The 13,542-nt window shown below is 72.3% G+C and carries 7 protein-coding genes; 1 reads left to right on the top strand and 6 read right to left on the bottom strand.

Annotation, left to right across the window (positions count from 1 at the left end):
• Positions 1–127 precede the first annotated feature (127 nt).
• Positions 128–2,380, bottom strand: a complete 2,253-nt coding sequence (locus tag ACIPEK_RS10260; protein ID WP_401993226.1) for an ATP-dependent DNA helicase UvrD2 — start codon at positions 2,378–2,380, stop codon at positions 128–130.
• 158 nt (positions 2,381–2,538) lie between these two features.
• Here ACIPEK_RS10260 and ACIPEK_RS10255 point away from each other — a divergent pair, with 158 nt between their 5' ends.
• Positions 2,539–2,793, top strand: coding sequence for a mycoredoxin (locus ACIPEK_RS10255; protein WP_093897475.1), 255 nt, complete (start codon positions 2,539–2,541; stop codon positions 2,791–2,793).
• 97 nt (positions 2,794–2,890) lie between these two features.
• Here the strand turns inward: ACIPEK_RS10255 and nudC are convergent, their stop codons facing one another.
• The 5 genes from nudC to ACIPEK_RS10230 form a co-directional block, all read right to left on the bottom strand.
• Positions 2,891–3,838 carry an NAD(+) diphosphatase gene (gene nudC / locus ACIPEK_RS10250; protein ID WP_401993223.1) on the bottom strand — a complete coding sequence of 316 codons (948 nt, stop codon included), beginning with the start codon at positions 3,836–3,838 and terminating at the stop codon, positions 2,891–2,893.
• Positions 3,839–3,882: 44 nt separating this feature from the next.
• Complete coding sequence (locus ACIPEK_RS10245) at positions 3,883–5,277, bottom strand: dipeptidase (RefSeq protein WP_401993220.1); 1,395 nt, start codon at positions 5,275–5,277, stop codon at positions 3,883–3,885.
• A 184-nt stretch (positions 5,278–5,461) separates the two neighbouring features.
• Positions 5,462–8,989 carry a UvrD-helicase domain-containing protein gene (locus ACIPEK_RS10240; protein ID WP_401993217.1) on the bottom strand — a complete coding sequence of 1,176 codons (3,528 nt, stop codon included), beginning with the start codon at positions 8,987–8,989 and terminating at the stop codon, positions 5,462–5,464.
• A 372-nt stretch (positions 8,990–9,361) separates the two neighbouring features.
• Positions 9,362–12,856, bottom strand: coding sequence for an ATP-dependent helicase (locus ACIPEK_RS10235; protein WP_401993214.1), 3,495 nt, complete (start codon positions 12,854–12,856; stop codon positions 9,362–9,364).
• A 212-nt stretch (positions 12,857–13,068) separates the two neighbouring features.
• A complete protein-coding gene (locus ACIPEK_RS10230) occupies positions 13,069–13,488 on the bottom strand; it encodes an MGMT family protein (RefSeq protein WP_401993211.1) in 420 nt (139 codons plus the stop codon).
• Between the last annotated feature and the right edge of the window lie 54 nt (positions 13,489–13,542).

Here is a 13,542-nt window from a genome sequence, read left to right as displayed (position 1 = left end):
GACCGGTCCTGCGTATTCGAATAAGTACAGCACAGGACCAGGGCTTCAGAGAAGTCGCTGTTCCCGTGGTTAAGAACCTATGGTGATGACTGGGGCGGGCGCAAACTATTTTTTCGACGAGTTTTTCTCACACCTCGTCAACGGCGTCCTCGAGCCCTTCTTCTGCCGTCTCACCTGCGCAAATGGCAAGGACCGCAGTCCCGAACCGGTCCAGCTTCCGCGCGCCGACCCCGGAGATCCCGGCCAGTTCGCCCGCGCTGCCCGGCACCGCCTCGGCGATCGCCATCAGCGTCTTGTCCGTGAATACGCAGTACGCGGGCTGGCCGATCTCCTTCGCCCGGACCGCCCGCCAGTCGCGCAGCCGCTCGTACAGCGCCTCGTCCATGTCGGAGGGGCAATCGTCGCAGCGCATCAGCTTCATCTCGCCCGCATCGGTGAGGGTCTTGCCGCAGACCCGGCACCGGGCAGGGCCGCGGCGGCCGCGTTTGGCGACCGGTCCGGGGCCCCGTTCGATCCCGCCGCCTCCGGCCGCGCCGCGCATACCGAGGGCCACCGAGCCGGGGCGCAGTCCGTTCAGGAACCGGCTCGGGCGCCGTCCGGCGCGGCCGCCGGGCGAGCGGGACAGCGACCATGACAACGAGAGATGGAAGCGCGCCCGGGTGACGCCGACGTACAACAGCCGACGCTCCTCCTCGATCTGCTCGTCGGTCTTGGCGTAGGTGATCGGCATCATGCCCTCGTTCAGCCCGACCAGGAACACGGCGTCCCACTCCAGGCCCTTCGCCGAGTGCAGCGAGGCGAGTGTGACTCCCTGGACCGTGGGGGCGTGCTGGGCGGCTGCGCGCTCGTCGAGCTCCGCCACCAGATCGGAGAGCGTCGCCCCCGGCTTGGCCTGTTCGAAATCCTCGGCGAGCCGGACCAGTGCGGCCAGGGACTCCCAGCGGTCGCGCACCGCACCTGAGCCTGCGGGCGGTTCCGTGGTCCATCCCTTGGTGGAGAGCACCGCGCGCACCTCCGCCGGCAGCCCCTCCGCGTCGTCGAGCAGGGAGTCGTTGCCCCCCGCGCGGGCCGCGCCGCGCAGGGCGATGCCCGCCTCCCGCACCTCCGCGCGTTCGAAGAAGCGCTCCGCGCCCCGCAGCTGGTACGGCACGCCCGCGTCGGCCAGGGCCTGCTCGTAGACCTCGGACTGGGAGTTGACCCGGTAGAGCACGGCGATCTCGCCGGCCGGGACTCCCGCGGCGATCAGATCGCGGATGCGGCGAGCGGTGCCCTCGGCCTCCGCGGGCTCGTCCGCGTACTCCGTATAGACGGGCTCGGGGCCGGGCTCGCGCTGTGAGACCAGTTCGAGCCGGTGCTCGGCGGCGCGGCCGCGGGCCTGGCCCAGCAGCCCGTTGGCCAGATGGACGACCTGGGGGGTGGAGCGGTAGTCCCTGACCAGCTTGACCACCGTCGCGTTGGGGTGGCGGGTGCGGAAGTTCAGCAGATGGTCGGGGGTGGCCCCGGTGAAGGAGTAGATCGTCTGGCTGGCGTCACCGACGACGCACAGGGTGTCCCTGTCGCCGAGCCAGAGGTCGAGCAGTCGCTGCTGGAGCGGGCTGACGTCCTGGTACTCGTCGACGACGAAGTGCTGGTACTGGCGGCGGACGTGGTCGGCGATGTCGTGGCGGTCCTGAAGGATGGCGACGGTGAGAAGCAGCACATCCTCGAAGTCGATCAACGAGCGGTCGCGCTTCAACTGCTCGTACATCGCGTAGATCTGGGAGATCTCGGCCGGATCGCGCGGGGCGTCCCGCTGGGTCTTGGCGACCACGGCCGGATAGTCGGCGGGCACGGTCTGGGTGACCTTGGACCACTCGATCTCGCTGGTGACGTCGCGCAGCTCGTTACGGTCGAGCCGGATGCGGCAGCGGGCCGCGGCCTCGGCGACCAGCTGGACCTTGCGCTCCAGCAGCCGGGGCAGGTCACCGCCGACGGCTTTCGGCCAGAAGTACTGGAGCTGGCGCAGGGCGGCGGAGTGGAACGTCCGCGCCTGCACCCCGCCCGCGCCGAGCTGGCGCAGCCGTCCCCGCATCTCGCCCGCGGCCCGGTTGGTGAACGTGACGGCAAGCACACTTGCCGGCTGGAGTATCCCCGCGCGCACCCCGTAGGCGATGCGATGCGTGATCGCACGCGTCTTGCCCGTACCGGCTCCGGCCAGCACACACACCGGGCCGTGCAGGGCCATGGCGACCTCGCGCTGCTCGGGGTCCAGGCCGTCGAGCACGGCGTCCGCCGAATCGGGAACCTGTGGGAAAAGGGAGGAATGCGTTGCTGCTGTCACCCCGCCATGCTGCCAGGTCGGAAGAGGCGGGCGCGGAGGTTGTCCACAGGGGGGCCGCATCTGTCGTACTAATGCGGGGGTGGCGGCGGGAATGGTGGTCGGCTCACGTACGTTCCCTTTCCGTGCGGCGACGCACTTTCCAGCTTCTCCGCGTGCCGGATGAGACGGATGAGACAGACGAGTCTGACAAGACTGACGAGACAGAGGAGCGCGAAGACATGTCGGGCACTGTGACGATGTACAGCACCACGTGGTGCGGCTACTGCCGTCGGCTCAAGAGCCAGATGGACCGCGAAGGCATCGCGTACAACGAGATCAACATCGAGCAGGACCCGGACTCCGCGGCCTTCGTCGAGAAGGCCAACGGGGGCAACCAGACCGTTCCCACCGTCCTGGTGGTCGGCTCCACGGGTGTCGAGGCCGTCATGACGAACCCGTCCCTGGCCCAGGTGAAGCAGGCGCTCGCCGCCTGATCCCGCCGCTCCCACAGCACAGTCGCGCCCCCTCCGGTCGAGCACCGGAGGGGGCGTTCCTGTACGCGTCCGGGGCGCCGCAGCCCGTACGCGTGCGTCAGCCGACGGTTCCCGGCCTCGGGAGCGGCTTGCCGTACCAGAGTTCGATCAGGCGGGCCGCGATCGAGATGCCGAACGGGGGCATGATCTCGCCCGACTCGAAGGCCGCCGTCAGGTCCTCGCGGGAGAACCAGCGGGCCTCCTCGATCTCCTCACCGTCCACGTTGATCTCCGACGAGGTCGCCCGTGCCATGAAGCCCAGCATCAGGCTGGACGGGAACGGCCATGGCTGGCTGGCGATGTACTCGACCTCGCCGACCGTGACGCCCACCTCCTCCAACACCTCGCGGGCCACGGACTGCTCGATCGACTCCCCCGGCTCGACGAAGCCCGCGAGCGTCGAGAAGCGGCCCTCGGGCCAGTGCACCTGGCGGCCCAGCAGGGCGCGGTCCTGGTCGTCCGTCACCAGCATGATGACCGCGGGGTCGGTGCGCGGGTAGTGCTCGGCGCCGCAGGCCGGGCAGCGGCGGATGTGGCCGGCTGCCGCGATGACCGTGCGCTCGCCGCAACGCGAGCAGAAGCGGTGCAGGCGCTGCCAGTTCTCCAGGGCCACCGCGTGCACCATCAGGCCCGCGTCACGGGGGCCGAGCAGCAGTCCGGCCTCGCGCAGGCCGGCCGGGCGGGCCTGCTGGTCCATGCGGCCGGGCAGGGAGTCCTTCTGGAGCGCGAAGTAGCTGACGCCGTCCTCGTCGGTGCCGAGGAAGTAGCGGTGGGTCTCGGTGACCGGGGCCTCGAAGGCCGGGGTCATGACGATCTCCGTACCGCCGTCGGCCGTGTCGTCGATCAGCACCTGCCCGCCGGAGACGACGAACACACGGGTGGTCGGGTGGCTCCACGCGGCGGACAGCCAGGCCTCGTCGAGGCGATGGTGCGCCGCGCGGTCGATGCCGCTGGGCGCCGTGAGACCGATGGGCCGGTCTGCGGTGGCGTTGTCGAAGGTGCTCACAGGTGCTTCCTACTCCCCCGGGATGGATCGGGTGTTCAGAGGATTCAGCGGAGTGCGGCGGCCAGCTCGCCCCAGAGGTGGGCGGCTGTCTCCACGCCCTTGAGCAGGAGGTCGAGTTCGACCTTCTCGTTGGGGGCGTGCCAGCCGTCGGACGGTACGGAGATGCCCAGGAAGAGGACGGGCGCGCCGAGCACGTCCTGCAGGTCGGCGGCGGGTCCCGAGCCTCCTTCGCGGGTGAAGAGGATCTTCTGCCCGAAGGCCCGTCCCATGGCGCGGGCCACGGCCTGCAGAGCGGGGTGGTCCAGCGGGGTCAGACAGGGGCGGGTGGCAGGGGCGAAGGTGATCCGGTGACGGACACCGGCCGGAACCTGTGCCTCGGCCCAGGCCCTGACCACCTGCTGGATGTGGTCGGGGCCCTGGCCCGCGACCAGCCGGAAGCTGATCTTCACCAGGGCGGAGGACGGAATGATCGTCTTGCTTCCGGCGCCCTGGTAGCCGCCGCCGATGCCGTTGACCTCGGCGGTGGGGCGGGCCCAGATGCGCTCCAGCGTGGAGTGACCGGCCTCGCCCGCCGCTGCTCGTGACTTGGCGGTACGCAGCCAGGTGGCCTCGTCGAAGGGCAGCTCGGCGAAGAGCGTGCGCTCGGTGTCGGTGAGTTCCGTCACCCCTTCGTAGAAACCGGGGATCGCGACCCGTCCGTCCGCGTCGTGCAGTGCGGCGACGAGCCGGGCCACGGCGGTCGCCGGGTTGGGGACCGCGCCGCCGAACGAGCCGGAGTGGATGTCCTGCTCGGGGCCGTACAGCTCGATCTCGCACTCGGCGAGGCCTCGCATACCGGTGCAGACCGTGGGGGTCGTCTCGTCCCACATGCCGGTGTCGGAAACGATCACGGCGTCTGCGGTGAGCCGGGCGGCCTGCTCCTCGACCAGGGCGCGGAAGTTCGGTGAACCGGACTCCTCCTCGCCCTCGATCAGCAGCTTGAGGTTGACGGCCGGGGTGGTGCGGCCGGTGGTGGCGAGGTGGGCCCGGACGCCGAGGGTGTGGAAGAACACCTGCCCCTTGTCGTCGGCAGCGCCCCGCCCGTACATGCGGCCGTCGCGGATCACCGGCTCGAACGGGTCGGTGTCCCAGCCGTCCTCGCGGGCGGCGGGCTGCACGTCGTGGTGCCCGTAGACGAGGACTGTCGGGGCGTCCGGGTCGTCGGACGGCCACTCGGCGAAGACCGCGGGAGCACCGGGCGTCTCCCAGATCTCGGTGACCGGGAAGCCGGTCTCCTCGAGCTTGGCGGACAGCCACTCGGCGCTGCGTCGTACGTCCCCGTCGTGGACCGGCTGGGCGGACACGGACGGGATGCGCAGCCAGTCGGCGAGGTCGTCGAGGAAGGCTGTGCGGTGCTGTTCGGTGTACGTACGGACGGCGCTGTCCGGGGTGTCGCTCATGGCCTTGAGCCTAGTGCCTCGCCCAGTGGGGTTTGCCCGCTGAGGAGCGTCGTCCGGTGCGTGCGATCGCAAGGCGCCGGAGACGAAGCTGAGAGCTTGGGGAAGGAGCTGCTTGGGCACTCCGGCAACGCGGCGAGCGTGCGTGCTGGGCGGCGCGACGGGGCAAACCCCACTGGGCGAGGCACTAGCCCGTGGGAGGTGGCTCGTCCAGCAGGAGCCGCTCCAGCTCCGCCCGGCCCGGGAGGCGGGTGGGGCGGACGGTCTCTCCGCTGCGTACGTACAGGAACGTGGCGGTGACGTCGGTGAGCGGCAGATCGTGCAGCTCGGCCCAGGCCAGACGGTAGACCGCGAGCTGGAGGGGGTCGGCGGTGTTGGTGCGGGTGGTCTTCCAGTCGACGATCTCGTACGTGTCCCCGGTGCGGTACACCGCGTCGATACGGCCCCGGATCACCCGGCCGGCCAGAGTGATCTGGAACGGCGTCTCCACGCGGTATGGAGTGCGGCGGGCGTACGGGGTGCGCTCGAAGGCCTCCTTGAGTGCGGCGAGGTCGCGCTCGTCGGCGATCTCGGCGTCGCTCTCGTCGCCGCCGGGCAGCTCGTCCGGCCCGAGCATGGGCAGCGGCAGCTCCTCGAAGCGGGACTCCACCCAGGCGTGGAAACGGGTACCCCGGCGGGCCGCGGGCTGCGGGGGCCGCGGCATGGGGCGGGCCAGCTCCTGGGCGAAGCCGTCGGGGTCGTCGGCGAGACGCAGCAGCTGGGTGGCGGAGAGCGAGGCGGGTACGAGGACGTCGCGCACGGTGGCGCGGGCGCGGCGCAGTTCGCCGGTGAGGGCGTCGAGGTCGCGGTCCCAGGAGGCGAGTGTGCGGGATTCCTCGGAGGTGAGGCGCTGTTCCCCGGTGGGCTGAGGCGTGCGGGCCGCCGGGACGTGTGGCGTGGGAGCCGGGACGTGTGGTGTGGGAGCGGGGGCGTGTGGTGTGGGAGCGGGGGCCGGCGGGGGCTCCGTCGACAGGGCGTCCCAGTCGTCGGCCTCGGCCTCGTCGGGGTACGCCTCGCTGTCGGGGAACGGGTCGTCTTCGTAAGCGGCGTCGTACGGATCGTCGTACGGATCCGGGGCGTCGGACGGCGCCTCGTACACATCCGGAACACTCCCCGCCGCGGCCAGGGCCTCCAGATGTGCCATCACCGTGTCCGCGGCGGCCCGGCGGCGGGTCAGGGCGGTGTCGTCCAGGGGGAGCGGCCACGCCCGGTCGGCCTCCTTCTCGGCGAGGGCCGGGTTCTCCTCGTCCTCGGCCGGTTCGTCCGCCCAGGCCTCGATCTCGCCGTGTCCGGCCGCACAGTGCTCGTACAGTGCATGCAGGAAGTCGGACGGGCCGCGCGGCTTCTTCTGGGTCGGGCCCCACCAGTGGCCGGAGCCGAGCAGCAGGGTGCGGGGCCTGGTGAAGGTGACGTATCCCAGGCGGAGCTCCTCGGTGTGCTGGTGCTCCTTCATCTCCTCCTTGAAGCCCTTGAGCCCCTTGGCGTCCCAGGAGTGGATGACGGGGAGGGTGGCCGTGTCCCCGCGCAGAGCGTGCGGGAGGACCTTGGGCTGGGAGGTCCAGGCGTCGCGGGACTGGCTGCTGGGGAACTGTCCGGTGACCAGGCCGGGCACCGCGACGACGTCCCACTCCAGGCCCTTGGACTTGTGGGCGGTGAGGACCTTGACGGTGTTCTCGCCGCCGGGCAGGGCGTTGTCCAGGCCCTTCTCGTACTGGACTGCCGTGCGCAGGAAGCCCAGGAAAGCAAGGAGGGTGGCCTCGCCGTCGACGGTGGCGAAGCGGGCCGCGACGTCGAGGAAGTTGGCGAGGGTCTCGCGGCGGCGGGCGGCCAGGGCGTGCGGCGATGCGGAGAGCTCGACCTCCAGGCCGGTGGTGGCAAGAACGCGGTGCAGCACGTCCATCAGAGGGTCGGCCAGCGAGCGGCGCAGGTCGCGCAGTTCGGCGGCCAGGCGGGCGAAGCGGATGCGGGCCTCGGTGGAGAACGGAAGTCCGTCGTCCTCTCCTCCGCCCGATTCGAGGAAGGTGTCCAGGGCGTCGGCGAGCGAGATCACTTCGGCCGGGTCGATGCCTTCGACGGCCTCGGCGAGGCGGCGGTCGGGGTCGAAGTCGTCCTCGTCGCCGTGGGCGGCGCGGTGGACGAGGAGGCGGGCGCGGCGGCCGAGGAGTGCCAGGTCGCGGGGGCCGATCCGCCAGCGGGGGCCGGTGAGCAGCCGGACCAGGGAGGCATTGGCGCCGGGGTCCTGGAGGACCTCGCAGACCGCGACGAGGTCGGCGACCTCGGGCAGGTGCAGCAGCCCGGACAGGCCGACGACCTCGACCGGGATGTCGCGGGCCACCAGCGCGGCCTGGATCTCCGGGAAGTCGCCCGCGGTGCGGCACAGGACGGCGATCTCGCCCGGTGCCTTTCCGGTCCTCACGAGGTGGGCGATCGAGTCGGCGAGCCAGTCGATCTCTTCCGTGTGGGTACGGAGCAGGGCGCAGCGGACGATGCCGTCGCGCTCGGCGCCCGGGGCGGGGCGCAGTGCCTCGACGCCTTCGTGCATGGCGCGCAGGGGCGCGGCGAGGCCGTTGGCGAGGTGGAGGAGGCGGCCGCCGCTGCGACGGTTCTCGCTGAGGGAGTAGCGGGTGGCGGGGGTGCCGTCGGCGTGCGGGAAGTGGAGCGGGAAGTCGTCGAGGTTGGCCACGGAGGCACCGCGCCAGCCGTAGATCGCCTGGCAGGGGTCGCCGACGGCGGTGACGGCATGACCGGTGGCCACCGCCCCGGTGGTCGCGCCGGACTCCGCCTCCGCAACCCTTCCCTCGGGGCCCCTGCCGAAGAGGGCGGAGAGCAGCAGGCGCTGGGCGACGGAGGTGTCCTGGTACTCGTCGAGCAGTACGACGCGGAATTCGTCGCGCAGGATCGCGCCCACCTCGGGACGGGTGAGGGCCAGCTCGGCGGAGAGGGCGATCTGGTCGCCGAAGTCGAGGACGTCGCGGCTCTTCTTGGCCTCGCGGTAGCGGCGGGTCAGCTGCAGCAGCTCACGGCGGGCCCGGGCGGCCTCGGGAATCTTGCGCAGCTCGGCATTGGTCAGCCGGGCCGTTTCCAGCGTACGGAGCAGGTCGGTGTCGTACTCCGCGAGCTGTTCCGGGCGTACGAGATGCTCGGCCAGCTCGGCGTCGAGGGCCAGCAGATCGCTGACCAGCGTGGGGAACGACCTCGTCAGGGCCGGATAGGGGCCGGGCGCCTCGCGCAGTACGCGGGCGGCCAGCTGGTAGCGGGTGGCGTCGGCGAGGAGGCGGGTGGTGGGTTCGAGGCCGATGCGCAGCCCGTGCTCGGTGAGGAGCCGGCCGGCGAACGCGTGGTACGTGGAGATGCTGGGCTCGCCCGGAGGGTTGTCCGGATCGATGGCGTCCGGATCGGTGACCCCGGCCGCGATCAGGGCCTTGCGGACGCGCTCGGCGAGCTCGCCCGCCGCCTTGTTGGTGAAAGTGAGCCCGAGGACCTGCTCCGGGGCGACCTGGCCGGTCCCCACCAGCCACACCACGCGCGCCGCCATCACCGTGGTCTTTCCCGACCCGGCTCCGGCCACGATCACCTGCGGGGCGGGCGGCGCTGTGATGCAGGCCGTCTGCTCCGGGGTGAACGGGATCCCGAGGAGCTCCTTCAGCTGCTCGGGATCGCTGATGCGTGAGGACACCCGACAGAGGCTAACCGCGCGCACTGACAACGTGCCGGGGCCGCCGGACGGTCCGGGCGGGCCCGTGGCCCGCAACAGGCCCGGCCGGCAGCGCGCAACAGGATCGCCCGGCGGTCCGGGTCCGGACCGCCTTGAGCGCTGATCACCTCAACTCCTTTGCCAGGGCGGCCTCATGAGCACTCGCCGCATCCGGTCCCGACGTCTCCGGCCCGCACCGGCGCACCGATGCGACCAAGGCGCATCCGGCCCGGGTGTATGACGTATTTCTCGGTGTCGACGACGGCTGCCCCGCCGGCAGTGGGGCGGCGGCCGCCGCGAATGCCGTCCATGTCGTGGTGGCTCTCAGGCCCTGACCGAGCGGCCGGAAGGCTCTCACTCCAGGATGTGACGGCCCTCCGGCTGTGCGCTGCACGAGGCACGGAAGGTGCAGTGTGTGCAGTGCTGGCCGGTCGTGGGGGTGAACCGTTCGTCCAGGACCCGGCCGGCGGCCGTGGCCAGCAGGTCGGGGACCCACTCGCCGGAGAGCGGTTCCTGGGCCTGCACCTTGGGAAGGGCGTCGCCGCCCTCCTTCTTCGGGGCGGGCTGTCGCAGCTGTACGAGTTCGGCGCCGCCGGGGACGGGGCGATTGCCGTCGAAGACCTCGTCGACCGCCCCTTCCCGGACGGCCAGCTGGTACACGGCGAGCTGGGGGTGTCGGGCGACCTCGTCCTTGGTCGGGGACTGCTTGCCGGTCTTGAAGTCGACGACGTACGCCCGGCCGTCGGCGTCCCGTTCGACGCGGTCCATGGAGCCGCGGATCCGTACCTCGTACTCCCCCGCTTCGAGCGTCACGTCGAAGTCGTGCTCGCTCGCGGCGGGGGTGCGGCCGGTGCGGTCCATGACGTGCCAGCGCAGGAAGCGTTCGAGGGCGGCCCTGGCCTGTTCCTTCTCCTGCTGGGACTTCCAGGGGGCGTCGAAGACGAGGCCGTCCCAGACCGAGTCCAGCCGCTCCATCAGGACAGCCAGATCGGCGGGGGTACGCCCGGAGGCCACCTCGTCGGCGAGTACGTGGACGACGTTGCCGAAGCCCTGTGCGGCTGTCGCCGGGGCGTCCGCCTTCACCTCGCGGCCGAGGAACCACTGGAGCGCGCAGGTGTTGGCGAGCTGGTCGAGCGCGCTGCCGGAGAGGGACACGGGCTGGTCCCGGTCGCGGAGCGGGACGGCGGAGCGGGTCGGCTCGTACAGGCCCCACCAGCGGTAGGGATGGGCCGCGGGTACGAGCGGCTGGCCCTCGTCGTCGGTGAGCGCGGCGAGGCGGGCGAGGCGGTGGGCGGCCTCCTCGCGCAGGGCGTCCGAGGCGTCGGGGTCGACGGTGGTGGCGCGGAGTTCGGCGACGAGCGCGGCGACGGCGAGCGGCCGGCGCGGCCGACCGGTGACGTCGCGCGGTTCGACGCCGAGCTCGGTGAGGAAGCGGGACGGCTGGTCGCCGTCGTCGGCGGGCGCCTTGACCGCGGTGACGACGAGACGTTCGCGTGCGCGGGTCGCAGCGACGTAGAAGAGGCGGCGTTCCTCGGCGAGGAGGGCGCCGGGGGTGAGCGGTTCGGCCAGGCCGTCGCGACCGATCCGGTCCGCTTCGAGGAGCGAACCGCGGCGGCGCAGGTCCGGCCAGAGCCCCTCCTGCACCCCTGCGACGACGACGAGGCGCCATTCCAGGCCCTTGGACCTGTGCGCGGTCATCAGCCGTACGGCGTCGGGTCGCACCGCGCGCCTGGAGAGGGTGTCGGCGGCGATGTCCTGGGCGTCGACCTCCTCCAGGAAGTTGAGCGCGCCGCGCCCGCCGGTGCGTTCCTCGGCGCGGGCCGCGGTGTCGAAGAGCGCGCAGACGGCGTCGAGGTCGCGGTCGGCGTTGCGGCCGCCCGCACCGCCGCGCAGCGCGGCACGCTCCAGCCGCCCCGGCCACGGGGTGCCGGCCCACAGCTCCCACAGGGCTTCTTCCGCGGTACCGCCGCCTTCGAGAAGCTCGCGCGCCTTGCGCAGGAGCGCGCCGAGTCGCTGGGCGCCACGGGCGTACGCCGGATCGTGCGCGACAAGCCGTTCGGGCTCGGCGAGCGCGCGGGCCAGCAGGTCGCCGGAAGGCGCCGGTAGGCGATTCCCGGCGGCCCGCTCCTCGTCGCGCAGGGCCCGGCCGAGCCGGCGCAGGTCGGCCGCGTCCATGGAGCCGAGGGGGGAAGTGAGGAGGCTCAGGGCCGTCTCGGTGTCCAGCCAGGAAGGCGCTTCGGGAGCCTTTTCGGGGTCCTGCCCGGCAGCCTGATCGGGCTCCTGGCCCGGAGGAGCCGGGGTTTCCGCCTCCGCGCCCTCTCGGACCTCCGAGTCGGGGGTCTCCGCGCCCTCCGAGGCCGTGGCCTCCGCCTCCGCACCCGGCGCGCCCCGGCGCAGCGCCGCTGCGGCGACCGCGCGCAGGGCGGACAGGAGCGGGGCCACCGCCGGCTCATGGCGCAGGGGGAGGTCGTCGCCGTCGACCTCCACGGGGACGCCCGCCGAGGTCAGGGCCCGGCGCACCGAGGGGATCGTGCGGCCTCCGGCCCGTACGAGCACCGCCATCTCGTTCCATGGGACGCCGTCCTCCAGATGCGCCCTGCGCAGCAGATCGGCGATGTTGTCGAGTTCGGCGGAGGCGGTCGGGTAGGTGTACGTCTCCACGCTGCCGCCCTCGCGGACGGCGGCGAGCTCCCGGTGGGCGCGGACCTTCGCCGAGGGCAGCCGGGTCAGCGGCATCCGCCGGGTGAGCAGCCGGGTGGCGGCCAGCAGCTGTCCGCCGGAGCGGCGCGAGGTCGTGAGGACGCCGACCGGTGCCGGGGCGCCGTCCGCCCGCCGGAACATCTCCGGGAAGTCGAGGATGCCGTTCACATCGGCACCCCGGAACGCATAGATCGACTGGTCCGGGTCACCGAAGGCGATCAGATCCCGGCCGCCCCCGGCCCCCGGGGCGCTCCCCCGGTTGCCGGCCAGTGCGTGCAGCAGCCGCACCTGTGCCGGGTCCGTGTCCTGGTACTCGTCCACGAACACCACGTCGTACTGCCCGGCCAGCAGCGCCGACACCTCGGGGCGCTCCGCGAGCAGCACGGCCCGGTGCACCAGCTCCGCGTAGTCCAGCACCCCCTGTGCGTCCAGCACATCCAGGTACTCGGCGAGGAACTCGGCGGCGGCGCCCCAGTCCGGGCGGCCGGTACGGCGGGCGAAGTCGGTCAGCGCGTCCGGGCCCAGGCCCAGCTCACGGCTGCGGGCGAGCACCGCCCGTACCTCGTCGGCGAAACCGCGTGTGGTCAGACAGGCCCGCAGCTCGTCCGGCCAGCGGATGTGCGCGAAGCCGTCCTGTTCCAGTTCGAGCTGGCCGGCGAGCAGCTCGCGGACCGTGACGTCCTGCTCCGGTCCGGAGAGCAGCCGCATCGGTTCGGCGAAGAGGTCGGCGTCCTGATGGGCGCGGACCAGTGCGTAACAGAAGGAGTGGAATGTGGTGGCCTGCGGACCGCGGGCGGCACCGAGCCGGGCGGCCATCCGGTCGCGCAGCTCCACGGCGGCCTTGCGGCTGAAGGTGAGGACCAGGATGCGGGCCGGGTCGCCGCCCCGTGCGACACGTGCGGCGACCGCCTCGACGAGCGTGGTCGTCTTGCCGGTGCCCGGTCCGGCGAGCACCAGGAACGGGCCTCCGGGATGATCAACCACCGCACGTTGCGCCGCGTCCAGGAGAGGGGGATCCACGGAGCCCGGCGGGGTGCGCACCAGCCGGTACGCGCCCGTGGTCCTCCCCCTACGCCCCTGCGGGCGTGGGGGGACCCCCTGCCGTGCCTGACGGTGCGGACTGTGCCGGGTGAAGGAGGAGGAGCTCACGTGGATCGCCGGTCCTGGTGGGTGTGCTGGTGCTGAGGGTGCGGTGCGTGCCGCGAACTGTCGACGCTACGCCAGCGGGGGCGCGGTCCGGGGCGAGTCCGCTGCGTGCCTCGTCACGTTCCGCGTCACGGGGGCCGTCGCGTCTCGCTTCGTGTTCCGCATCACGGGCCGGGCCCGGCACCGCCCGTTGCGCCCCCGAATGGCCGAAGCTGTCAGATGTGAGCACCTCCGCCCTTGTCCCTGTCCGCGTCCGCGCCCGCACCACCGGTGACGCCGTCCCATCGCGCCCGCTTCATGTCGAGTCGCGGCAGATGGCCCTCCGCGCTGCGGGACGCCTCGCGCAGCGGGGTGCTCTCCTCGCGGTAGTGGTCCAGCGCCCGCAGTTCGTGACCGGGCAGCAGCGCCCCGTCTGCGCGCACCACGCGCCACCACGGCACCGCGGCCCCGTACAGCGCCATGACCCGGCCGACCTGGCGCGGGCCGCCGTCGCCCAGCCACTCGGCGACATCTCCGTACGTCATGACACGGCCGGGCGGAATCAGCTCGGCGACATCGAGCACCCGCTCCGCGTACTCCGGCAACTCGTCGATCGTCCGGTCGCCGCTCGTCCGGTATTGGCTCACTCGGCCCATCCTGCCGTACGCAACCGACAGCCCGGCCCGGTCCGTGTGCGCCCTTTCACGGGG

This window comes from Streptomyces sp. NPDC088246 (assembly GCF_044741025.1).
Classification (GTDB): Bacteria; Actinomycetota; Actinomycetes; order Streptomycetales; family Streptomycetaceae; genus Streptomyces.
This window is presented reverse-complemented; position numbering and strand designations above follow the sequence as displayed.

Excerpts from the sequence above, each read along its gene's own strand:
- ACIPEK_RS10260 (WP_401993226.1), bottom strand. The coding sequence starts at position 2,380 with ATGCGGCCCCCCTGTGGACAACCTCCGCGCCCGCCTCTTCCGACCTGG.
- ACIPEK_RS10230 (WP_401993211.1), bottom strand. The coding sequence starts at position 13,488 with ATGGGCCGAGTGAGCCAATACCGGACGAGCGGCGACCGGACGATCGAC.
- ACIPEK_RS10245 (WP_401993220.1), bottom strand. The coding sequence starts at position 5,277 with ATGAGCGACACCCCGGACAGCGCCGTCCGTACGTACACCGAACAGCAC.
- ACIPEK_RS10255 (WP_093897475.1), top strand. The coding sequence starts at position 2,539 with ATGTCGGGCACTGTGACGATGTACAGCACCACGTGGTGCGGCTACTGC.